This window comes from Candidatus Nitrososphaera gargensis Ga9.2 (assembly GCF_000303155.1).
GTDB classification, from domain to species: domain Archaea; phylum Thermoproteota; class Nitrososphaeria; order Nitrososphaerales; family Nitrososphaeraceae; genus Nitrososphaera; species Nitrososphaera gargensis.
Window position 1 is genome coordinate 2630727 of the sequence record NC_018719.1, and the last position, 19385, is coordinate 2650111.

At 50.4% G+C, this 19385-nt stretch carries 29 protein-coding genes and 1 pseudogene; 15 read left to right on the forward strand and 15 right to left on the reverse strand.

Annotation, left to right across the window (positions count from 1 at the left end; genetic code table 11):
* Positions 1–216: 216 nt before the first annotated feature.
* Positions 217–1776 (reverse strand): ammonium transporter, encoded by a 1560-nt coding sequence (locus tag NGAR_RS15755; protein ID WP_015020807.1) that lies wholly within the window; start codon positions 1774–1776, stop codon positions 217–219.
* Between the two features lie 297 nt (positions 1777–2073).
* On the opposite strand from NGAR_RS15755, the gene NGAR_RS15760 reads away from it, so the two are divergent.
* The 3 genes from NGAR_RS15760 to NGAR_RS15770 all read left to right on the forward strand — a co-directional run bounded on the left by NGAR_RS15760 (position 2074) and on the right by NGAR_RS15770 (position 5095).
* Positions 2074–2670, forward strand: a complete 597-nt coding sequence (locus tag NGAR_RS15760) for a hypothetical protein (RefSeq protein ID WP_015020808.1) — start codon at positions 2074–2076, stop codon at positions 2668–2670.
* 233 nt (positions 2671–2903) lie between these two features.
* The gene (locus tag NGAR_RS15765; RefSeq protein ID WP_015020809.1) at positions 2904–3764 is read left to right on the forward strand and encodes an ABC transporter ATP-binding protein; all 861 of its coding nucleotides are present in this window, start codon (positions 2904–2906) and stop codon (positions 3762–3764) included.
* Positions 3761–5095, forward strand: coding sequence for an ABC transporter permease (locus NGAR_RS15770; RefSeq protein WP_015020810.1), 1335 nt, complete (start codon positions 3761–3763; stop codon positions 5093–5095). Before NGAR_RS15765 ends, NGAR_RS15770 begins: the two co-directional genes overlap by 4 nt.
* 90 nt (positions 5096–5185) lie before the next feature.
* On the opposite strand, the gene NGAR_RS15775 is transcribed toward NGAR_RS15770, so the two are convergent.
* A complete protein-coding gene (locus tag NGAR_RS15775) occupies positions 5186–5404 on the reverse strand; it encodes a hypothetical protein (protein ID WP_015020811.1) in 219 nt (72 codons plus the stop codon).
* A gap of 115 nt (positions 5405–5519) precedes the next feature.
* Here NGAR_RS15775 and NGAR_RS15780 point away from each other — a divergent pair, with 115 nt between their 5' ends.
* Positions 5520–5912, forward strand: a complete 393-nt coding sequence (locus NGAR_RS15780; RefSeq protein WP_148681621.1) for a hypothetical protein — start codon at positions 5520–5522, stop codon at positions 5910–5912.
* Between the two features lie 91 nt (positions 5913–6003).
* Positions 6004–6174, forward strand: coding sequence for a hypothetical protein (locus NGAR_RS18030; protein WP_187147564.1), 171 nt, complete (start codon positions 6004–6006; stop codon positions 6172–6174).
* Positions 6175–6211: 37 nt separating this feature from the next.
* Here the strand turns inward: NGAR_RS18030 and NGAR_RS18035 are convergent, their stop codons facing one another.
* A complete protein-coding gene (locus NGAR_RS18035; RefSeq protein WP_015020813.1) occupies positions 6212–6364 on the reverse strand; it encodes a hypothetical protein in 153 nt (50 codons plus the stop codon).
* A gap of 106 nt (positions 6365–6470) precedes the next feature.
* Between NGAR_RS18035 and NGAR_RS15785 the strand changes: the two genes are divergently transcribed.
* The 3 genes from NGAR_RS15785 (at position 6471) to pyrB (ending at position 8615) form a co-directional block, all read left to right on the forward strand.
* The gene (locus NGAR_RS15785; protein WP_407637210.1) at positions 6471–6809 is read left to right on the forward strand and encodes a 4a-hydroxytetrahydrobiopterin dehydratase; all 339 of its coding nucleotides are present in this window, start codon (positions 6471–6473) and stop codon (positions 6807–6809) included.
* Positions 6810–6904: 95 nt separating this feature from the next.
* Positions 6905–7441, forward strand: coding sequence for a 4Fe-4S dicluster domain-containing protein (locus NGAR_RS19145; RefSeq protein ID WP_015020815.1), 537 nt, complete (start codon positions 6905–6907; stop codon positions 7439–7441).
* Positions 7442–7679: 238 nt separating this feature from the next.
* Entirely contained in the window at positions 7680–8615 is a 936-nt protein-coding gene (pyrB, locus tag NGAR_RS15795; protein WP_148681896.1) for an aspartate carbamoyltransferase, read from the forward strand.
* Between the two features lie 117 nt (positions 8616–8732).
* On the opposite strand, the gene NGAR_RS15800 is transcribed toward pyrB, so the two are convergent.
* Positions 8733–9854, reverse strand: a complete 1122-nt coding sequence (locus NGAR_RS15800; protein ID WP_015020817.1) for an RNA-guided endonuclease InsQ/TnpB family protein — start codon at positions 9852–9854, stop codon at positions 8733–8735.
* Positions 9855–9957: 103 nt separating this feature from the next.
* On the opposite strand from NGAR_RS15800, the gene NGAR_RS15805 reads away from it, so the two are divergent.
* On the forward strand, positions 9958–10434 hold the full coding sequence (locus NGAR_RS15805; RefSeq protein ID WP_148681622.1) for a secondary thiamine-phosphate synthase enzyme YjbQ: 477 nt from the start codon (positions 9958–9960) through the stop codon (positions 10432–10434).
* On the opposite strand, the pseudogene NGAR_RS15810 reads toward NGAR_RS15805, so the two are convergent.
* The 3 genes and pseudogenes from NGAR_RS15810 to NGAR_RS15815 form a co-directional block, all read right to left on the reverse strand.
* Positions 10431–11084 (reverse strand): annotated as a pseudogene (locus NGAR_RS15810) (class I SAM-dependent methyltransferase); the annotation flags it as partial. The gene NGAR_RS15805 and the pseudogene NGAR_RS15810 overlap by 4 nt on opposite strands.
* 70 nt (positions 11085–11154) lie before the next feature.
* Positions 11155–11283 (reverse strand): hypothetical protein, encoded by a 129-nt coding sequence (locus tag NGAR_RS19015; RefSeq protein WP_266190333.1) that lies wholly within the window; start codon positions 11281–11283, stop codon positions 11155–11157.
* Positions 11284–11387: 104 nt separating this feature from the next.
* Complete coding sequence (locus NGAR_RS15815) at positions 11388–11813, reverse strand: hypothetical protein (RefSeq protein ID WP_015020820.1); 426 nt, start codon at positions 11811–11813, stop codon at positions 11388–11390.
* Between the two features lie 62 nt (positions 11814–11875).
* On the opposite strand from NGAR_RS15815, the gene NGAR_RS18040 reads away from it, so the two are divergent.
* Positions 11876–12043 (forward strand): hypothetical protein, encoded by a 168-nt coding sequence (locus tag NGAR_RS18040; protein WP_187147565.1) that lies wholly within the window; start codon positions 11876–11878, stop codon positions 12041–12043.
* 16 nt (positions 12044–12059) lie between these two features.
* Here the strand turns inward: NGAR_RS18040 and NGAR_RS15820 are convergent, their stop codons facing one another.
* Positions 12060–12383 (reverse strand): nitroreductase/quinone reductase family protein, encoded by a 324-nt coding sequence (locus NGAR_RS15820; RefSeq protein ID WP_015020822.1) that lies wholly within the window; start codon positions 12381–12383, stop codon positions 12060–12062.
* A gap of 74 nt (positions 12384–12457) precedes the next feature.
* On the opposite strand from NGAR_RS15820, the gene NGAR_RS19020 reads away from it, so the two are divergent.
* Positions 12458–12580: a hypothetical protein gene (locus NGAR_RS19020; protein WP_266190334.1), complete on the forward strand. Its 123-nt coding sequence runs from the start codon at positions 12458–12460 to the stop codon at positions 12578–12580.
* 7 nt (positions 12581–12587) lie between these two features.
* Here the strand turns inward: NGAR_RS19020 and NGAR_RS15825 are convergent, their stop codons facing one another.
* The 4 genes from NGAR_RS15825 to NGAR_RS15840 all read right to left on the reverse strand — a co-directional run bounded on the left by NGAR_RS15825 (position 12588) and on the right by NGAR_RS15840 (position 14450).
* The gene (locus tag NGAR_RS15825; RefSeq protein ID WP_228369374.1) at positions 12588–12881 is read right to left on the reverse strand and encodes a potassium transporter TrkG; all 294 of its coding nucleotides are present in this window, start codon (positions 12879–12881) and stop codon (positions 12588–12590) included.
* A 135-nt stretch (positions 12882–13016) separates the two neighbouring features.
* The gene (locus tag NGAR_RS15830) at positions 13017–13424 is read right to left on the reverse strand and encodes a TrkH family potassium uptake protein (protein WP_015020824.1); all 408 of its coding nucleotides are present in this window, start codon (positions 13422–13424) and stop codon (positions 13017–13019) included.
* Positions 13378–14016 carry a potassium transporter TrkG gene (locus tag NGAR_RS15835; protein WP_015020825.1) on the reverse strand — a complete coding sequence of 213 codons (639 nt, stop codon included), beginning with the start codon at positions 14014–14016 and terminating at the stop codon, positions 13378–13380. The genes NGAR_RS15830 and NGAR_RS15835 overlap by 47 nt, the downstream gene beginning before the upstream one ends.
* A complete protein-coding gene (locus tag NGAR_RS15840) occupies positions 13983–14450 on the reverse strand; it encodes a CBS domain-containing protein (RefSeq protein WP_015020826.1) in 468 nt (155 codons plus the stop codon). The genes NGAR_RS15835 and NGAR_RS15840 overlap by 34 nt, the downstream gene beginning before the upstream one ends.
* Positions 14451–14748: 298 nt before the next feature.
* On the opposite strand from NGAR_RS15840, the gene NGAR_RS15845 reads away from it, so the two are divergent.
* The 3 genes from NGAR_RS15845 to NGAR_RS15855 are packed head-to-tail and all read left to right on the forward strand — an operon-like array spanning position 14749 to position 16471.
* Positions 14749–15414, forward strand: coding sequence for a translation initiation factor IF-6 (locus NGAR_RS15845; RefSeq protein WP_015020828.1), 666 nt, complete (start codon positions 14749–14751; stop codon positions 15412–15414).
* Positions 15411–16229, forward strand: a complete 819-nt coding sequence (locus NGAR_RS15850) for a competence/damage-inducible protein A (protein ID WP_015020829.1) — start codon at positions 15411–15413, stop codon at positions 16227–16229. The genes NGAR_RS15845 and NGAR_RS15850 overlap by 4 nt, the downstream gene beginning before the upstream one ends.
* Complete coding sequence (locus NGAR_RS15855) at positions 16223–16471, forward strand: hypothetical protein (RefSeq protein ID WP_015020830.1); 249 nt, start codon at positions 16223–16225, stop codon at positions 16469–16471. The genes NGAR_RS15850 and NGAR_RS15855 overlap by 7 nt, the downstream gene beginning before the upstream one ends.
* 14 nt (positions 16472–16485) lie before the next feature.
* On the opposite strand, the gene NGAR_RS15860 is transcribed toward NGAR_RS15855, so the two are convergent.
* Both NGAR_RS15860 and ftsZ read right to left on the reverse strand, forming a co-directional pair.
* Positions 16486–17082 carry a calcium-binding protein gene (locus tag NGAR_RS15860; protein WP_015020831.1) on the reverse strand — a complete coding sequence of 199 codons (597 nt, stop codon included), beginning with the start codon at positions 17080–17082 and terminating at the stop codon, positions 16486–16488.
* A gap of 298 nt (positions 17083–17380) precedes the next feature.
* Positions 17381–18490, reverse strand: coding sequence for a cell division protein FtsZ (gene ftsZ, locus NGAR_RS15865; RefSeq protein ID WP_228369217.1), 1110 nt, complete (start codon positions 18488–18490; stop codon positions 17381–17383).
* 211 nt (positions 18491–18701) lie between these two features.
* Between ftsZ and NGAR_RS18045 the strand changes: the two genes are divergently transcribed.
* Complete coding sequence (locus tag NGAR_RS18045; RefSeq protein WP_015020833.1) at positions 18702–18860, forward strand: hypothetical protein; 159 nt, start codon at positions 18702–18704, stop codon at positions 18858–18860.
* A 13-nt stretch (positions 18861–18873) separates the two neighbouring features.
* Here NGAR_RS18045 and NGAR_RS15870 read toward each other — a convergent pair whose 3' ends face one another.
* Positions 18874–19380 (reverse strand): DUF4760 domain-containing protein, encoded by a 507-nt coding sequence (locus tag NGAR_RS15870; protein ID WP_015020834.1) that lies wholly within the window; start codon positions 19378–19380, stop codon positions 18874–18876.
* Positions 19381–19385 lie beyond the last annotated feature (5 nt).

Below are 19385 nucleotides of genomic sequence, written 5' to 3' on the forward strand. Positions count from 1 at the left end.
ATCTCGACAATAAACATAAGACGATTCATGTATTTTTGTATTTGTCACTATCAAGGTGGTAGTAGTAGCACGCTCATTGCCATTCCCCATTATTATTGTTGCAACAATAAGACATGCATATAATGTATGCATGCATCTGTATTTTGTTATTGCTTTTATTATCATTATCATCATAGAAAATAAAATATAAAAAAAGAAGAAAAAGGTAAGTTTTCCTTACCCTGTCACGTACGCCCTTTCTCCGTGCTGCGCCAAGTCAAGGCCTATCTCTTCTTCCTTTGGAGTGACCCTTATGCCTCCTGGCCACACTACATCCATTACCTTGATAATGATTGCAGTGATGCCCATTGCCCATGCTAGAGCTGCAAACGCGCCAACAGCGTTTTCATACAGCTGGGCAGGGTTGCCGAATGCTAGGCCATTGTCGCCCCAAGGCGTAAACCTCTGTTCTGCAAATGTCCCGGTAAGAAGCGCGCCTATCAAGCCTCCAATGCCATGTATTGCCCAAGTGTCCAGTGCGTCATCCCACTTTCTTCTGTTCTTGAATGTAACTGCGTAGTAACAGCCTATCCCTGCCGCAATTCCAATAACAATTGCCGACATTGGCGATACAAAGCCAGAAGCTGGCGTGATTGCCACAAGCCCTGCTACTGCACCAGATGCTGCACCAACCGTCGAGGGCCTTCCAGTGTGTCCCCACGAGACCAAAGCCCATGTTACTGCTGCCATGCCTGTTGCAATCTGGGTTGCAACGAATGCACTCGTGGCGTTCGTAGCTGCCGCAGCTGCCGAACCAGCGTTGAAGCCGAACCAGCCAAACCACAGTAGAGCTGCACCGAGCACTACCAGAGATACATTGTGCGGCTCCATTGGCATCTTGCCATATCCCAGCCTGCGTCCAAGCATGAGGGCAATTACAAGTCCAGACCAGCCAGACGTGATGTGTATGACCGTTCCGCCTGCAAAGTCTAGAGCGCCAAGGCATCCTCCCCATCCAAAGCCACAGTATCCAGGGGTTCTTCCATAGTTGTCAGTTGCAGTGATTTGCCAAGTCCAGTGTGCTGCAAAGTCATAGACAAACGTTGCCCAGATTACGATAAAGATAATGAACGCGCTGAACTTCATCCTCTCTGCAAGTGATGCTACAATCAGTGCTGGAGTGATGATGGCGAACATCATCTGGAACACCATGTATGTCTGGTGTGGGATAGCATTCCGACCGCCGTCGCTGTTGATGCCATAGTACGCATTGGACGGAACGTCATGGAGCACGTTCTGCAGGCCAACCCAAGAAAAGTCGCCAATAAAGCCCTGTCCTGTTGCGTCTGGGCCAAAAGCCAGACTATATCCCCACAGAACCCATTGTACAGCAATTACACCAGTTGTGATAAAGACCATGTGGATTGTATTTACGGCGTTTTTCTGTCTGGCCAAGCCCCCATAGAACATTGCAAGGCCGGCTGGGGTCATTACGAGCACCAGCGCTGCCGCTGTCATCATCCATGCGTTGTCTCCAGGGCTTACCTCGCAAGGCACAAGGGCCATATTTCCTTCCTCATCTTCCACTTCATCTGCTGCTGTTATCGCTCCGTCCCCATTTTGATCTATGAAGCAGTGATATGGCACTGCCGGGTCGTTGGCCGTATAAGCAAACGCATCTTGAGGCAGAGCTGAGCCAGTAGAGAACAACAATAACGACGCTACTGCTACAACCATTATTTCCAGTGTTCCCAATTTTGTCCTCTTTTTTGTAATTCCTAATGCGTCAAAATGCATATGGTCGTATGTTCGAGCAGGCGTATAAAAAATAATAGAATATCTCTATTGCCATAAATGAAATTATAAGCTAAACCCGCTAGACATAAAAATAACTTTCATCCTCATGTCCAAGTTATTCCACTATTTCTATGGCATACTGGACAATTTATTTTTGGACCGATCTCTTGTAAAGAAATTTCATGAAAATGTTGAAACCATCTAATATAATACAGCAATTGTGCTAGGCACTTTGTTATTACAGTAAAAAAGGATTAAGAGGCTTATAATCATAAAAAATTATTAGGGAATATAGACATGGTCGGTGAGCGAGGTGCCAAGCCTCTCCTTATCCATACCTTTTACAAAAGCAAGAGGGCGATCTGCTCAAAGGGAGTCAAGCAAAGGCTGATAATCAAGCTGCTAGCGTCGCAAAAAAGCTACTATTATCCTTCTTCCAAGCCAGATATCACAAGGGGTGTACTTGCAAAATATCTGTCGGATAAACTTGGCATCTCTGCTGTGAATGCATATCATTATGTCTTCAAAGAGCTAGACGAATGCCTTGTGCCTAATGGATTCGTAGAGGAGCACGGCGCTGTTGCTACTGGAAAAGGGCCTGGTTTGCTACAGAAAACCGGGATACCCTGCTATCGTCTTACTCTGTTGGGCATGCTTGTTGCCTCGACTTTAGAAGACGAGTTTGATTTGCAAAAGAGAATAGAACTTGTTAGACATTACCTAAAGTCGAAAAAAGTTTTGGATACTAATGAATTTTCCTCTATCGAAGAACTTTTGTTACGTCTACAAAGATACCCGCAAAAAACTCTTGAACTGATCAGGTATTCGGTAATGGAATACATTAATGGGAAAACAAGAAATCCTTTGGACTCCATAAAAAGACAATGGCAGTAAAACAGCCACATACCAAAGTTGCCATAAAAACAACAATAATAGCGTCAATGGCGCGCTTCACTGGTATACGTTGTTATCATCTTATTTTGTTTCGCGCCAGCAATTCTCTGCTAGTGAGGGTGTGGCGTCGTTGTTGTCATCATCCTGTCCGCCTGAAATATTTTGGCTGTGTCCTTCAGAGGTGCAGGAACCCTATCCGTTATAGCCTATGACTGCACTATTACGATTTGCTAATGAAAGAAGAACATCATCATCCCACGGGCAGAGGCAACAGCATGTTAAATGATCCTCCTGCCGGAAAAGAGAGCCATGCTCCGTCATCATCCCGTCTGCATCCTACTACTGCTACCACTACCACTGTCGCTCTAAGGCTGGAAAATGTAAAGAAAGTGTTTGATTCGCGCTCGGCTTCAGCCAAAAAAGTGGTGGCCCTTGACGGCATCAGCTTTGAAATAAAGAAGGGCGAGTTTGTCTCTATAGTCGGCCCCTCGGGCAGCGGCAAGTCCACCCTCCTGAACATCATAGGAGCCCTTGATAGGCCCACTGCCGGAAAGGTGTTCATAAACGGGCAAGACATCTTTCTGCTAGATGACACAAGGCTTTCTGATATCAGAAACCGCTTGATCGGATTCATCTTCCAATCATACAACCTTGTCAATAGAATGTCTGTCCAAGAAAATGTCGAGTTTCCGGCAGTCTTTTCCCCAGCGAGACCATCATCATTCTCTTTTGACAAAAGTGCCCGGGCACTGGAGCTGCTTGAAATCCTTGGGATAAAGGACAAGGCAAAGCAAAAGCCGGTGGACCTGAGCGGAGGGGAGCAGCAAAGGGTGGCGATTGCAAGAGCCCTGATAAACGACCCGGCTCTAGTCTTGGCAGACGAGCCTACTGGAAACCTTGACACCAAGACTGGAAGAGAGGTATTTGATCTTCTCAGGATGCTGTCTGATAGGTTTGGCACCACGGTTGTAATGGTCACGCATAATCTGGAGCTGGCAGGCATGACTGACAAGTCGATCTATATCCGGGACGGGAGGGTGGAGAAGGAAGAAAAATGTCGCGCACCGCCGCGACAGGAGCCAGCTAAGGCATGAAGGTCACTGAAACGTTCAGGATTTCTTTCAAGGCGCTTGGAGACAGAAAAGTCAGGACTTCGCTGACGATCCTGATGGTGATCGTGGGCAGCAGTCTCATGGTGACGCTCAACGGCATAGTGGCAGGGCTTGGCCAGTTTGCTATGGATGTTTTCAGCAAGCTCGCTCCAAACATACTGTTTATCACGAGCATCCCTCTAGGTGGTTCGGAGACAGAAGGGGGCGATGCTGGTGGCGACGATGGCGGCCCGCCTTCGTTCCTTGGCCAAGGGCTCGTGTCAGTCCCTGCAATAACCCTTGACCAAGCTGTCGTAGAGAAGCTAGAGTCGCTGCCCCATGTCAGCAGCGTCATCCCTTCGTATCAGGGAAGAATCACGGTCTCTGTGGAGAACGAATCCCAGAGCGCAAGCGTGCTGTCCATGCAACCCGAGAACCTCGAGATCATTGCGCCCGCTCTGGAATTTGTAGAAGGATCAAATGTGAGCCCGGAAGACAGGTCGGCGATCTATCTTCCGCTGTCTATTGCTAACAAGCTGTGGGGCCTATCGGAAGCGGATGATGGCGACGACAACATATCAGCAGCCGCCGCTGCTGCGGCAAAAATAGGCCGGCAAGTAGAAGTTACCTACACGTACATCGATCTGGCGACTGCGTCGCGGCAGTCACGATCAGAAACGTTCACCGTGGCTGGCATAATGGAGCCAGTAGGAAACCCGACGATCGACAGGGCAGTCGTATTCAACCTAGACGCGGGCAACGAACTCCTTGGAAAATCCGGCAGGTATGATTCGCTGTTTGTGGCGGCAGACAGCACGGACAATGTCGAGCAGGTCGAGAAAGAGATAAGGAACCTCTATGGCCCCGATATTGGCATAACGACTTCAGAGGCGATACTTCAGACAATCCAAGAGTTTGCCGCAGGATTTGGCAGTGTCATTTCAAGCATTGCGCTGGTAGCCCTTCTGGTCGGCTCGGTGGGAATAGTCACCACCATGTATACGTCTGTCACGGAAAGGACGCGGGAGATAGGCGTTATGAAAGCCATTGGCGCAAGGGATCGGAACGTGCTTGCCCTCTTTCTTGCAGAGGCGGCCATAATTGGGATTATTGGCGCAAGCGTAGGGCTCGTGGTAGGGGTGCTGGAAGGCTATGGTGTTTTGTCCCTCTTTGCTTCAAACCTATTTTCCTCGGCTGAAGTGACGCCACGCTATCCTTTGAGCGATCTTGCCAAAGTCTGGTGGATATCGCTGGGGTTGAGCGTTGCAGCAGGCCTGTACCCGGCTTGGAAAGCATCGAGGCTATCGCCGATAGTCGCGCTGAGAAGGGACTGACGTGCGACGAGAATCAGGACACACTCTGGACGCCGATACTACAATTGCTTTCGAGTACATAAATGAAACAGATGCGCTGCGTTATTACTACTACTTGTTCATCCGCAGCACGTCAACCTGCCCGCTGTGCAGCCAGTCCTTCAGCTCTTCATGGGTCGGCTTTAGGTCGTGCTTGCCAGCCAAGTGAAGATGCAAAAGGACATAGTTTATCTGGTTGAGCAACGGTTTGTTTGCTTCGTCGCCCTTGCGAGCCTTTGTCTTCAAGTCAGCTGGAACAGTTCTCCACCAGTCATCAAACTTGCGTACCATAGCCAATAAAGCTGCTGCAAGTACTTTAACGTTTCAAAATGGCGCAATTCTTTGGAAGAATGTTGTTGGACGTATGAACATCTACCTACTTATTCTAGGTGCGCGCCTGTATTGTATGGCAGGCGCGACAGAAACGATCACGATCCGCTACAAGAACAATCTGCCGCTGGTCAGCATGGGGATCATTGATGCGGGCAGCAACAAAAAAATAGTGATCGACGCCCACCTTGACTTTGCCTCCTCAAAGACAATAATACCCACGTACATTGCAAACGAGATGAACCTTTCGTACGCAGGGAGCGACGAGACGGTGACTGGCGCGGGGATAATCCACATCCCCTACTATGAAGTATCCATAGAGATATTCGGCAGGCTGTACGACGGCGTGCACGTGGGCTGCCTTGACCTGCCGGAGAGGACGCCGACAACCGCGCTCTTGGGCAGAGACCTGCTTGATAACTTTCGCATTTGCCTTGACGGTAGAAAAAAGGAAATTACAGTGTGCTGATACAATACTCATGGCTGAAAGGCGGCTTGTGCTTCCCTGACCTTGCAGGACTCTTCAACCTGTTTCACACCTTCATATGCGCTATTGCGCCATGCCACGCGTCCCATCTGGCTACATCATCCCGTTTAAGGGAGCAGACATAGTAAGGAGGCGGTGTCAGGGCAAGCTCTCTAGGGATAACCTGCATCTCTATCCTGCAGTGCCCGTTGTCCTGCCAGCCTGTAACGTTTTTGCCTGCAATGAATTGGACAGAGCTCCATAACCAAGCAGGATGCTGCTTGGCTGACAGTTTCTGATTATCATTTCTCGGCGCAGCTAAAGTTAGTGCATGGATCGTCTGCGGGGAACGTTGTTGTAATTGTGTTTATTGATTGGATGAATAGCAACGGGAAGGCCACGGCAGCTGCCACGCCAAGGTCAATTATCATTATCATGTATACAACCCAGCTCATCGCCCGTTGTTAGAAAGTGCTACGGCATTGTAATTAAAACTAGTTTGATAGGCAGTAGCAGCGACAGCAAAGCAGAAAAGCCGGCTACTGCTAAAAATAATGGCACATAATGTCGCTTGGTGAAATGAAGTGCGAGCCCTGCCGTGGAGGCATGCCTCCACTCACCGACGAAGAGATCGAGCAGTACCACCGGCAGACTCGGAGCTGGTCAGTTATAGAAAAGGATGGGATAAAGCGGCTTGAAAAGTCCTTCAAGTTCAAGGATTTTGCGCAGGCGCTTGCCTTTACAAACAAGGTAGGCGAGCTTGCAGAGAAAGAGGGTCACCACCCGGACATACTGACAGAGTGGGGAAGGGTCACGGTCACTTGGTGGACCCACAAGATAAAAGGGCTCCACAGGAACGACTTTATCATGGCCGCCAAGACAGATGCTCTTGCAGCCTAAGTATATGCCTTGTCAGCGCTGTGTCTCTAGAATACACATCTAATAGAACTTGGTTGTGTAAGCCATAAAAACAATACATTTCAGAGTGGAATAATATGCCAATCGATGCGGATTTTCCAAGGAATCACCAAGTGATAGGCAAACATCAGCACTCAGATGGAGAACATTTTCATTTCGTCTGGGGTCCTGGGGCCGCTAAAGAAGCTGCAGAAAATGAGGAGGTCAAGGCAGCGTATCAGGCCCGGGGGGAGGAATTAGCTCCAATAGGTGTTCATGGCACGATGGTCGCCATTGACTGGGATTCCTGTATAGCCGACGGCGCGTGCATCGAAGCCTGTCCAGTTCAGGTGTTTCAATGGTATAGGACAGAAAATGATGTCCCTGCCACACAGATGGCAAATGCTACAAGCGCAGGCACTGGCAGCTCTGTCAAAGAAGAGCGCAAGGACTACACAGACAAGGCAGACCCAATAAGGGAACATGATTGCATATGGTGCATGGCATGCGTCTCTGTCTGCCCGCCACAGGCTGTCAAGGTAGACCAGTCGAATCTAGAGTTCCATGAAAAGGCTTCAGGAACGTTCAACGAAGCTTTGGCAAAGGGAAGCGCACCACCACCTCATGCGCACTAGGATCATTTTATTACATATTTTTGTTTTAACAGCCCTATTTCAGAAACGAGAGATCAAAGCCTTATTTTGCATAATGCATACTAGTAGTAGTGATCCGAAAGTCGGGTCTCTATTAGCGGTTCTGATCTGGTTTGGATAATAATACAGCAAAAGCCTGCCAGATCGGAACCATCTAAGCTGCAAGAAGTGTTTATTACAGCCTCCTTCTTTCGATAAGGCAGTAGTAGTGGTTAGTGATATGCCCAACCCCTTCTTTGACAAGGACATTGTTTCGATCAAGGATTTCACAAAGGATGACTTGGAGTACGTCTTTGAGTCTACCGACACGATAAGCCGGCTAAAGCATTCAGAGAGGGGCGAGCTTGGCAAGGGCAGGACGCTTGGCTACATTTTCTACGAGCCATCGACCCGGACGAGGATGAGCTTTGAGGCTGCGATGGCGTCGCTTGGCGGGAGCTCCATCGGCATTGCAGATTTAAAGTCGTCGTCGGTGGAAAAAGGCGAGAGCCTTGCAGACACTATCAGGATCATCGACCTTTATTCAGACGTCATTGTTCTCCGGCACCCGATGGACGGCTCTAGCAGGTTTGCTGCAGAATTGTCGCAGAACCCCATCATAAATGCCGGAAGTGGGAGCGAGGAGCACCCCACCCAGGCGCTCTTGGACATGTACACGATGCTGAAGGAGAAGGGAAGGATAGGCGGGCTGTCGATTGCCATAGTGGGCGACCTGAAGTACGGGAGGACCGTGTACTCGCTGCTGTACGGCCTTGCCAACTATGACGTTGATGTGCACCTTGTGTCGCCCCCGACATTGCAGGTAAGGAAAGAGTCGATCTATGAGCTGCAAGGAAGGATGAAGATAAAGGAGCACAGCGAGCTTGATGAGGTGCTTGCCGAGGCCGACGTGATCTATGTCACCAGAATCCAGCGTGAGCGGTTCCCCGATCCGCAAGAGTACGAAAAGGTCAAAGGCACATACACCATTGACGAAAAGATGCTGGCAAAGGCAAAGCCGGACGTAGCGGTGATGCACCCACTGCCGCGCCTTGACGAGATTTCGCACGCTATCGACCACACGAAGAACGCGATATATTTCAAGCAGGCTTCCTATGGCAAAGAGCTGAGGGCCGCGCTGCTGGCGCTCATGCTGAACGAAAGCCTGCCGGGCTAATCCGGCACTTTTCTCAAGAGTACACATATCATTAAAGAAAGAGATATGTCCCTCCAACATGATGGTGTAGAATGTCATGCCGGTCAGCACGAGCACCGTCGCCTTGAAGTCAAAAGGTCAACTACCCACCGCTAAAGCAGGTGGGCTTGTAACTGCCGAAAAAAGAGGCGCTACAATGGGCTGGTTGACAGCAGCCCTAGCTGCTATATTGCAAGCAGCAACATGATCAGCCATTGCCTCATATCCGCATTCTGTACACTTGAAGTGGTTTCGTGTATGTCTGTTTCTTGCGTCAATGTTGTGGCATTTTGGACATTCACGAGAAGTGTTCTTTGGGTCAACGAACTTGACAGGAACACCATCCCGCTTTGCCTTGTACTCCACAAACGCTCGTAGTTGTCTGAAAGACCACTTGCTGTGTCTGTCTCGTTGTTGTTTGCGCCCAATAACCGTTGCCCTAGAGCGTATTCCACTCAAATCTTCTAGTGCAATCGCTCTGAGGGTGCCTTTGGCTTTGGAGACAATGGCTTTTGAGATAACATGGTTAATGTCACGCTTGAAGCGTTTCTCCCTGCCAGACATCTTTTTCAAATGTCGCTTTGCAGAGCGAGTACCTTTCTTTTGCAGCCTAGCTCGCAATCCATTGTATCTTTTCCTTACTTTTTCTACCTTCTCACCACTGAAAACTTGACCATCACTGTCGGTGGCAAGGTTTTCAATTCCAAGGTCAATGCCGATAGCTCCTATTGGATCAAACTCTGATTCCTCAGGAGCATCGACAACTGCGATGAGGTAGAATTCGCCTTTTCTGTATATCAAATCAGCCTGTCCCCTTATCCTGTCAGACCTTGCCTTTTGGTACTCTCCGATTCTTGTACGTAGTTTGATCCTGCCTTTCAGCGTTATCAAAGAAACCTTGTCCAAGCCTTTCCACGAAATGTTGCGCTGATCATATTGTATTGCTCCAAGTTCTCGGAACACTGGCTTAATGCTCTTGTCTCTTTTGTATGCTTCAACCACTTTGCTTATCACACGGACGGCAAACTGTGCAGATAAGTTGAACTGTTCTCGCAGTTGATAATAGAACCTCTTTTGCAACTCTACTTTGTTTGCTATCTTCAACCGAAATGCCTGTTCAGCAAGAAAATTTGCTGCTTCATTATACTTTCTCATGGTAGCAAGCAATAGGGCCTTTTCATCATCTGAGGTTTCTAGCTTGACTGGCAGGGCTTGAAGCATTTATTGGTATTGATAATATTGCTCAATACATTTAAGCTTTATAGCGCAATTCCTCCCACGTCTAAAGAACGTGGGCTTCCTTGCGCTATTCGGTGAAAATGACATGATTGACATTACAGACAGGGTTGCAGACGCCATCAAGGATGGCGGCATCAAAGACGGAATCGTCACCATATTTGTTTCTGGATCAACCGCGGCCGTGGCAACCATAGAATATGAGCCGGGACTGAGGAAGGACTTTCCTGCAATGCTTGACAGGGTTGCGCCCAAAGCTATTGAATATGAGCATGACAACACTTGGCATGATGGAAATGGACACTCCCATGTCCGCGCGTCGTTGATTGGACCCAGCCTGACAGTGCCGTTCAAGGATAAGCGCTTGATGCTTGGAACATGGCAGCAGATAGTGCTGATGGAAATGGACACCCGGGCGAGAGCGCGAAATTATTTTGCAAATAATGGGAGAATAATAAGGACTCCGACTCAGACAATCAGCCGGCATATTATTTACCATTCTTGCGGGAGAGAGGCCAATGGTGACCCGCCTACGCATCAATACATGCTTTTTCCCATTGTTTAGCGCTTTGCCGATACCAATATGACGTCATTTGTGAAACTGACGGTGCCTATTCTGGGGTCGGCGTGCTTTCTTACAGCATCTGCCACTTTATTACATATCTCATCCTGTCTTGCAGCAGGCAGACCTGCCATCATGGCGCCAAGCGATCCGGCTGTGCTCCTGACAAAATCTACGAATTCCTTGGGTGAGGGGAGCTTGAAATCACTTAAGATGGCCTCTATGTTGATGTCGTGAAAGCCGGCCTGCTCAAATTTCTGCCTGAGAAGCTTGGTGTCTGCCAAGCTAAAGGGTCCCGGCGACTCGGGAGGCGGAGGAGGGGTTGCCATCTCTTTCATAACTATTTGAAGGGGCACGACAAATGATGGGACTTTATCGGGCGCGGACCAGACAGCCGCAGCTATCCGGCCGCCGGGGCAAGGGCAGCTTTCATTGCTTTCAAAGTACCAAGAAGATGGCATGAACATCAGCCCAAACCTGCAGACGATGGCATCGATGCTTGAAGGAGGCAGGTGGAGCGATTCTGCATCGGCTTCGTGGAACTCGATGATATTTGCCAGACCATTCTCCTTTGCCCTTTCCCTTGCGATGGCAAGCATCGCCGGCGAGAGGTCAATTGCGATGACCTTTCCGGCCGGACCAACTTTTCTTGCACAGTTATGGCCGGCTCGCCGATGCCCGTTACTACGTCCAGCACGCGGCTTCCCTGCCGAACTCCAAGCTCTACCAGCCTGTCAGACACTGGCTGGACGCTTTCTTCAATGACCTTCCACCACTTTTTCCACCCTTCTGCAACGCTGTCTCAGGTCTGGCGTTGCATGACTTGAATTTTTGTGAGTCGACGCCGCTCATGGAGGCAAGAACGAGTCAATTGTATAAAAGAATCTCCCTCCTTCTGCTGGCCCTTAATCACACATATTGACTGTAAGGCGCGTAGATGTGCAGGCAGAAAAAACTCAAAGCAGTGCCTTTGCAGTCCGGTATGTTGCCTTGCCAAGCACAAAGAGGATCTTTAAGGCAGGCGAAGATGCCGCGACATTCTCTAGGGCTTCAAGCGCCCTCTCGCGGATCAGTTCAATGATGTTTTGCAGTGGGCTTTTTGCCTTTTCAAGAGCTGCAAGCCCCTCCGGAGTGATAGAGACGTACTCCCTTGAAAAGAAGAGGAGCCTGCGCCTCCTAAAAGTTTCAACATAGCCCATCAGCATCAATTCTGTGACAAGCGGCGAAAGAGTCAGAATGTCAATGCCTGTCTTTTTGGCAAGCTGCTTTTCTGTTTGAGCATTTGCCTTGATGCAGCTCAGCACTTGGATGTCCAGAGCGCCAAGCTTTTCTGCGCGCTGATTCTCAAACAATAGCCACTTAACGCCGATCTGCCTTATCATTATTTCCGTGCACTATAGCTCCACTGCCATTGTTAATTGCCTTAAAGGCCATACTATACTTGATGAAGTCCGAACCGGGCATGAGCCGGAAGGAAGCTGACGATCTGCTATCATTGATGGGGGACGACGAGGAGATGAGAAGCAGGCTGGCAGAAGTATTGAAATCCGAGCTTGCTGGCTCAAGTCGGCGAGCACGGGCCGTGCGAGATGTCGGCAGGCTGAGGCGCTAATTTAGCGCTGTCATCATCAGCTTGGCGCAAGCTCTACAATCATCCCCGAGTCCCACCTGTACTTGCTCTTCATCAGCCTTTTTATTTCTGCGACTAGAGGCTCCTCCTTGCCATCATCGTCAACCACCACTACCCTTCCGGTGCCTGCAAAATTTTTGCCGCCAACGCTGAACGAAACTGCGGGATCGTGTATTATGTTCTGGACCCAGTGAGCGCGCTCCCTGCCCTCTGACATTATATAGTACTTTTTCTTGTGTTCCACGAACCAGGTTTCTATCTCGTGTTTCCTGCCAGTCTTCCATCCCGTTGTGGTAAGGTAAAGGAACTGGTCCTGCGACAATTGTTGTGAGTAGTAACGCAATATGCCTAATAAGCAGCAAGCCATTTAGAGAAGGCCGTACTATCGATGCCCAAATGATGCTCGTTCGCTGCTACACCTGCAAGATGGTTTTTGATGTCGATAAGCCTGAGCAGCGTAAGGAGGCGATCAAGCACAGCCAGGCGTGCCATGAAATGACGCAAGGGTTCAGGGCATAGGTGTGTGCTACCTGCGCAGCGAGCTGAAGAATATATACAGCACGGATATTATCTCGAACCTGCCAAGGATCATGTTTGCGATGAGCATCAGCTTTGAGGATGAGTCAAGTGCAAGCGAGGTTATGCCGGTGCTCATGCCTGTGGTGCTCAGAGCCGAGACCGCCTCGAACATGCCGTCATCAAGGCTCCTGCCCATCGTGTAGCTTAGGGCAGACCTGGTGAGGGTCGAAATGCCGATATAGAGCCCTATCACTATCAGGATCTCCCTTACCAGCTTGATCCCCAGTACTTCCCTTATCACCTGCAACAGCTCGCCCTGCTTTTGCAGTATCTCCCGGAAATCGCGGGTGCGGTACTCTTCGCGGATCCTCTCTAGTATGCCGCTGTTCTCTTCGCTCCGTGCGGATTGGCAGTGGATGAGATCGAGCTATAGTCTTTATGTGCTGATATATAGGACTTGCATTTCGCTCTTTTTCGTCCCTATCCTTTTTGCGAACTCTTGGTACAGTATGACGAACCAGCCCACCTTCATTCCGCCGGCGGTGGAAAACGCCGTCCCGCCTACCAGCATGAGGATTATCATGAATACTTTACTTTGGTCGCTGGCGTGATGGAGGCGATGTTGAGGTACTGGAAGCCCGCGTTGGTCGACGCGCTTATGGTACGCCGCTGCCCCCATATCAAGCCCCGCGGTGCCTATCGCAAGCAGGTAAAATATCGGCACAGAAGCCGCCACCATAATAAGGTACACTGTGACCTCTGGCCCAAGCGTCTTTTTGGTAAACAGCCCCTTCCTGCTAAAGATGTAGTAGTGGAAGGCGAAGGGGAGCGCGGAGAGTATCATGCCGGCGCTGGTGACTGCGAGGAAACCAATGTTGCCCGGCAAAATAAAATCGGAGGTAGGCAAAAAAGCCTCCGCCCGTGATCGTGGCAAACACCGCAGATACAGCGTAAATGTCAGCGATCTGGCCGGTGAGCAGCAGAAGGAACACAAGCACAACAGTGTAGACAGAGAATATGCATACCAGAGTCACGAGGAACTCTTTGAACTGGAGCATTCCGCCGCCAAGCACGCTCTTCCACGCGCTCAGCTTTTCCTCCGGGAAGAATATCATCACAAGATAGATGAACGACAGTCCGTCGACCCACTGCGTGTACGCGCGGTAAAAGTTAAAGCTCTGGGGTAGGTTCTCCGGCTGGGTTATCATGGATAGGCCGGTCGTTGTGAACCCTGACGCGCTTTCAAACAGGCTGTTGACAGAGCAAATTGCCATCAATGTCCGGCCCAAACGGGTGAGGTAGATGTAGGGCAGCGACCCAAAGAGCGACATCACTACAAAGCTGGTCACGATAAAGATCGATGCTTGCCTTAGGTTCATCTGGCCCTTTTCGCCGTAGGCCATCAGGAAAAACCCGGTAAACGAGAGCCCCGCCACTTCAAGTAGACGCCAGTTATGCTGCCGGCCTCGCCAAGCGCGGTGCCCACAAGCGCCGGCACCACGAGGAGCACAGCAGAGAACTGGAGGAGAATGCCCAGGTTCCCAAGCACTGGCTTGTACCGCATCCTGAACGTGCTTCTGGCCCGCTCTAGCGTCCTCTCAAGCACAGATTTGTTGACCGCGTCTGCCAGCGAGCGCTGGGTCATCACGCCTATTATGCCGGTGCTGCTGTCAGTCATGGGGACGCGTTTTATCCTGTTGAGCCGCATCAGCTGCAGCGCCTGCTTGACCGTCCCGGTGGAAGATATCGTAACCAGCAGAAAGGACATGATCGATCTCGGCACGCGACCTGAATCCTCACCCTTGAGCACCACCTTTTCGACCACGTCGCCGCTTGTGACCATGCCCACTGCCAGCCCGTTCCTTGTCACAATGACAGAGTCTAGCTTTTGCTACTGCATCTGCTCTATTGCGGAGGCCACGCTTGCATTTTCCTGTAGGGTGACGAAGTGTCTCTGCATGTATGAAGTCGCTGGACGCTCCAGCACGTCTTGATGGCGATGTTGCATAATCTCCGCAGGGCGAAGACTAGCAGCAAATGCCATTTTTAATAACCTTTCTGCTAGTATCAAAAATGACAACAACATTGGGAGGTGGAGGCTTGACGTGCCAGCTGCCTGTCTGCAATAGGTTCATATCCAATATTTCATAACGTTTGTTGTACAATTTATGGCGATATACCGCTATACCTTCTACAAGAGCCCGAACATCGGCATCTTTGTCAAGGCAAACGACAGTGTCGTGCTTGTGCCCCACGGGTTTGCGGAGACAAAGGGCGAAAAGCTGGCCGAGTACCTGCAGGTGAGAGAGGCGCACGCCTCGATCGCTGGCACCCGGCTCCTTGGGCCAATGTCGGTTATGAACAACAACGGCATACTGCTCCCATCCATCGCGTCTGATGAGGAGATGGAGTCGATAAGGCAGGCGACCCAGCTAAAAGTCGAGCGGGCAAACAGCAAGTTCACCGCCATCGGCAACCTAGTTGCAGCCAATGATAACGGCGCAGTCGCATCGCCGCTGCTCAAGGGCGAGCTTGACCACCAGCTGCGCGACGTGCTTGGTGTGCCTGCCCACACTATGGCGATCGGCGGCTTTGTGCAGACCGGCTCTATGATCACGGCGACAAACGTTGGCGCCGGCGTGACCCCGAGGGCGACAGAGGAGGAGGTCAGGATGGTTTCTGAAGTCCTGCAGGTGCCGGCAGAGCCAGTGACAGTGAACGGCGGCATGCCATTCCCGTCGTCCGGCATAGTGGCAAACAGCAAGTCTGTCATAGTCGGCACCCTTACAAGCGGCCCCGAGCTTATCATGATGAGCAGGGTCTTTCAGGCATGACGATGATCGCAGTAGAGATACTGTGCATAGGCAACGAGCTCCTCTCTGGCATAACGCTCAACTCTAACGCGCACTGGCTCGCCGGCCAGATCGCAGGCGCAGGCGGCATAGTGAAAAGGGTGACAGTGGTCCGCGACGACCTTGGCGAAATATCTGCCGCTGTCCAAGAATCGCTTGCAAGAAAGCCGGACATTCTGATAACGACTGGCGGCCTTGGCGCTACCTACGACGACCTGACGCTTGAAGGCGTCGCCCTTGCGCTTGGCAGAAAGACAGTGCTAGATAATCGCGCGGTGGAAATGCTGAAAAAGAGCTACGCGGTGCGCAAGCTCGACTACGAGCTGACAGAAGCGCGATTAAAGATGGCAAAGATCCCGGAGGGCTCTACCCCGATACAGAACCTGCTTGGGAGCGCACCCGGCGTCTTTTTGCAGGCGGGGGAGAAGAAGACCAAGATCTTTTGCCTGCAGGGCGTCCCTTCAGAGATGAAGGCGATCTTTGAGAAGCATGTCATGCCTATTGTAAAGCAGGGCGTGGGCAGGTTCGTCGCGCTGGAGGTCAACTATAACGTGAGGGGCGTGACTGAGGCAATGATTGCGCCTACGCTGACCAGCATAGTCGGATCGCATCCGAAGGATGCCATCTACCTCAAGACGCACCCGCAGGGCTATTACAGGAAAAAGACGCCGCAGATAAAGATACAGCTGATATCGCGGGGGAACAACAAAAAGGAGGTGAAGAAGCGGCTTGATGCCATAGCAGTAACGATTGAAAAAGAAGTTGCAAGGCTGGGCGGCAGGATATTATTATGCTGATCATCTTCTACCCGCTTATCGGGCTTGCGGCCGGCGTTGCAAGTGCGCTCTACCTTGCCTACAATTACCATCCGCTGCTGCTCAACGGCGCAATACACGCCGGGATTTTTGCATCAGGGCTGGTCGCGATGCATTTTGCAAAGAAATTGACTGCGAGGACAACCAGCTGGTACCTGGCCGGCGCGCTGCCCGTGCACCTTGCAATCCATTTTACGGTTATAGGCGATCTGAGGCTGCATTGAAGCAGTGGGCGCTGCTAATAGTTCTCGCAGTCGCCTAACTTTGTGTCGCCTTCTGCAGCATTAAAGTCGGTAACCGTGTCAATTCTAGAGCCGCAATAGAATTTGTCTGCGCCTCCTCCGCCGGTAAGGATGTCGTTGTCATAATGTCCCCTCAGAATATCATTTCCATCGCCGCCATCAATCCCATTGTCACCATATCCGCCACCAATAACATCATTGCCAAGCATCCCGTATAGTTTGTCATTTCCATTTCCGCCGGAGATAGTATCGACGCCACCCCTTCCGCCCATGATAATATCGTTTCCGGTACCACCATACATCTGACTGTCTCCAAATATTTTGTGCATATTGTCATCGCCGCTGCCACCATACAGCACATCAAAGCCAAATCCTGCTAGCAATTCGTCATTTCCAGAATGACCGTGCAGGTGGTCGTTTCCATTTGTCCCGTCGTTGATGTAGTCGTTGCCTCCATTGCCATAGAGAATGTCGTTTCCGTCATTTCCCCAAGGCTCGTCATCGCCGCCATAACCGTAAATTGTGTCGTCTTCTTGTGTTCCTTCAAGGGTATCGTTTCTGCCTGTCCCGCTGACAGTCGCAGCCAGTACCACTGCTGTTGCTGATGGGACAGCAAGCAGAGCTAGATGGCCATCATGAAAAACTTGGATCGTATGTTGTTGTAAGTCAGCATTACGACCTAGACGTTGCATATTGGGTATTTACAGAGTTTAGAGCGGGCACCAGTTATAAAATTTACAGAAAATTCCTTAATTTGACTCTATTGTATGGTCGCATTTATTGGAAAAGAGGATATGCAAGATTGCCGGTTTAACCGGCAATCTTGCATGTTCGCGTAATTTAAGAAAATAAAAGAAGCTGCTGGTGTTTTGTATGGCAGCCGCTGCTTTTCTATCCCCACCAGCGTCGTTTTGGCTTTTGCTCTGGCGCCTCGGCTACTTGCTGTTCCTGCTGTTTTGAGGCTCCGATAAAGTTGGTGTCGACGCCTGTCAATACCACCATGACTCTTGCCTTGCCTCTGAGCGATGGGTCTATCCTGGCACCCCAGATTATCCTTACCTCGTGCGGCAATGACCTCGTGACCAGCTCTCCTGCCCTTGTAACCTCTTCGAGAGTGATGTCGTCGCCACCGCACACGTGGACCAGCACGCCACTGGCCATCGACATGTCTTTTATGTCCAGAAGCTGGGTCTCAAGTGCCATCCTTGTTGCCTGCTCTATCCTTTCCATTCCTTCGCTCAGTCCTACTCCTATGGCGGCCAATCCCCTGCCTTCCATGATTGCGGTGAGGTCTGCAAAGTCGATATTGATGAGAGATGCCGTGGTTATGGTTTCTGTGATCCCCTTTATGAATTGCCCTACGAGCTCGTTGGCAACGCCTAGCGCCTGCTGCAGCGGAAGGTTTCCGGCGAGCCGGGTCAGCTTGTTGTTGTCAATTGTGACTAGGGTATCGCACGATCTCTGGAGATTGTCAAGCGCTTCCTTTGCCAAGTCGTACCTGTACCTCTCGACAGCAAACGGAAGTGTCACGACTCCGATAATAAGTGCCTGAGTCTCCTGCTTTAATTCGTCTGCGAGAATCTGGATTGCGCCTGTACCTGTTCCGCCTCCAAGGCCTGCGCACAGAAAAATGATATTCGACCCCTGCACTTCCCTCACGATTTCAGACATGCTCTCACGCGCTGCCTGCATGCCCTTCTCCGGGTAACCGCCGCAGCCCCTGCCCTGAGTTATCTTGGGTCCTATCAGGATCCTCCTGTCTGCTCGTGTTATTCCCAGATGCGCTGCATCGGTATTGACAGCAATTAGCTTGCCGCCTGAAAGGCCTCTTTCCTTTATCCACGAGACAATGTTGCTGCCTGCGCCTCCTGCTCCGATTACGCAAACCGTTGGTTTTGCCATTTCCATTGCTGCGCGAATACTTTCCTCTTCCATAATAGATGCCGGTGCCACGCCGATGTTGCTGCTATAATTAAAACCGCGTTCCATGCTTGACGCCATGATACCTGCATCTATCAGTTCTATTGCATATACCATGTTCTATGTAGTAAAAAATAACGACAGTCAGGCACGTACGTTGAGAACAACACACGTCAAAGCCGTGAGATGAATTTTTGCGATGATGTTTTTGCATCTCAAATCATTGCAGCAGTACGTAACCATGCACTAATTACAAGGCCTTAAATCGAAAATAATCGCTCATCTCCTTATTATGGCAGCAGCCGAATGCATCTCCTGCGGCTCGTGGACGCAGTATGGAGAGCTTTGCATACACTGCAGGAAGCAGCGCGTAGCGATAGTAGTCGAGTATATGGTGGTGGCAGGAACAGCAGCCAATCGCAGGGCAGGACCGGTCAGAGTTATCCAGTAAAAGCTATGTACTACTAGTAAGGCTCGACTGATTCGCGCGGCATATACTTTTCTTTGTACTGTCGGGCCTCATATGCCAGATGTTCAAAATTTGCCATGTAGTGCTGGTTCTGCCTCAATTCCCTCTCCTTTGCGATGTTGTCCTTTAGCGCGTCCCAGCATATGAGCGTGGTGTCCCAGTACGCGTCAAGAAAAACTTCTTTTGAAATAAGCTCGTTGCGGATGAACGTCCCTATCATGTCAAAGTCGGATCTCACCATGGCTATCTCTTGGCCGACCTCCTCTTCGTCTGGGTTCTTGCCGTCAAGCCTGCTCCGGTGGTACCGGTAGACTGCCTGCCTTGCCTTCCGGTGTGTCTCGTTGTTGAGCAGCTGGAACACCTCCAGCAGCGCGTTTAGGTTGTACTGCTTGGCCATTATTTCATACTGTTTTTTGCGATAATAGATTGTAAAGGCAGAGATGACGGCTGTCGCAGTACCGACTATGACTGCTATGGCAGTTAGTGGCACTTCTTCTACCATAAAGA

What these genes read in the sequence shown, in the direction of transcription:
- NGAR_RS15755 (WP_015020807.1), bottom strand. Translation starts at nt 1,776, where the DNA reads ATGCATTTTGACGCATTAGGAATTACAAAAAAGAGGACAAAATTGGGA.
- NGAR_RS15760 (WP_015020808.1), top strand. Translation starts at nt 2,074, where the DNA reads ATGGTCGGTGAGCGAGGTGCCAAGCCTCTCCTTATCCATACCTTTTAC.
- NGAR_RS15765 (WP_015020809.1), top strand. Translation starts at nt 2,904, where the DNA reads ATGAAAGAAGAACATCATCATCCCACGGGCAGAGGCAACAGCATGTTA.
- NGAR_RS15770 (WP_015020810.1), top strand. Translation starts at nt 3,761, where the DNA reads ATGAAGGTCACTGAAACGTTCAGGATTTCTTTCAAGGCGCTTGGAGAC.
- NGAR_RS15775 (WP_015020811.1), bottom strand. Translation starts at nt 5,404, where the DNA reads ATGGTACGCAAGTTTGATGACTGGTGGAGAACTGTTCCAGCTGACTTG.
- NGAR_RS15780 (WP_148681621.1), top strand. Translation starts at nt 5,520, where the DNA reads ATGGCAGGCGCGACAGAAACGATCACGATCCGCTACAAGAACAATCTG.
- NGAR_RS18030 (WP_187147564.1), top strand. Translation starts at nt 6,004, where the DNA reads ATGCCACGCGTCCCATCTGGCTACATCATCCCGTTTAAGGGAGCAGAC.
- NGAR_RS18035 (WP_015020813.1), bottom strand. Translation starts at nt 6,364, where the DNA reads ATGAGCTGGGTTGTATACATGATAATGATAATTGACCTTGGCGTGGCA.
- NGAR_RS19145 (WP_015020815.1), top strand. Translation starts at nt 6,905, where the DNA reads ATGCCAATCGATGCGGATTTTCCAAGGAATCACCAAGTGATAGGCAAA.
- pyrB (WP_148681896.1), top strand. Translation starts at nt 7,680, where the DNA reads ATGCCCAACCCCTTCTTTGACAAGGACATTGTTTCGATCAAGGATTTC.
- NGAR_RS15800 (WP_015020817.1), bottom strand. Translation starts at nt 9,854, where the DNA reads ATGCTTCAAGCCCTGCCAGTCAAGCTAGAAACCTCAGATGATGAAAAG.
- NGAR_RS15805 (WP_148681622.1), top strand. Translation starts at nt 9,958, where the DNA reads ATGATTGACATTACAGACAGGGTTGCAGACGCCATCAAGGATGGCGGC.
- NGAR_RS19015 (WP_266190333.1), bottom strand. Translation starts at nt 11,283, where the DNA reads ATGAGCGGCGTCGACTCACAAAAATTCAAGTCATGCAACGCCAGACCT.
- NGAR_RS15815 (WP_015020820.1), bottom strand. Translation starts at nt 11,813, where the DNA reads ATGATAAGGCAGATCGGCGTTAAGTGGCTATTGTTTGAGAATCAGCGC.
- NGAR_RS18040 (WP_187147565.1), top strand. Translation starts at nt 11,876, where the DNA reads ATGAAGTCCGAACCGGGCATGAGCCGGAAGGAAGCTGACGATCTGCTA.
- NGAR_RS19020 (WP_266190334.1), top strand. Translation starts at nt 12,458, where the DNA reads ATGATGCTCGTTCGCTGCTACACCTGCAAGATGGTTTTTGATGTCGAT.
- NGAR_RS15830 (WP_015020824.1), bottom strand. Translation starts at nt 13,424, where the DNA reads ATGATACTCTCCGCGCTCCCCTTCGCCTTCCACTACTACATCTTTAGC.
- NGAR_RS15845 (WP_015020828.1), top strand. Translation starts at nt 14,749, where the DNA reads ATGGCGATATACCGCTATACCTTCTACAAGAGCCCGAACATCGGCATC.
- NGAR_RS15850 (WP_015020829.1), top strand. Translation starts at nt 15,411, where the DNA reads ATGACGATGATCGCAGTAGAGATACTGTGCATAGGCAACGAGCTCCTC.
- NGAR_RS15855 (WP_015020830.1), top strand. Translation starts at nt 16,223, where the DNA reads ATGCTGATCATCTTCTACCCGCTTATCGGGCTTGCGGCCGGCGTTGCA.
- ftsZ (WP_228369217.1), bottom strand. Translation starts at nt 18,490, where the DNA reads ATGGCGTCAAGCATGGAACGCGGTTTTAATTATAGCAGCAACATCGGC.
- NGAR_RS18045 (WP_015020833.1), top strand. Translation starts at nt 18,702, where the DNA reads ATGGCAGCAGCCGAATGCATCTCCTGCGGCTCGTGGACGCAGTATGGA.
- NGAR_RS15870 (WP_015020834.1), bottom strand. Translation starts at nt 19,380, where the DNA reads ATGGTAGAAGAAGTGCCACTAACTGCCATAGCAGTCATAGTCGGTACT.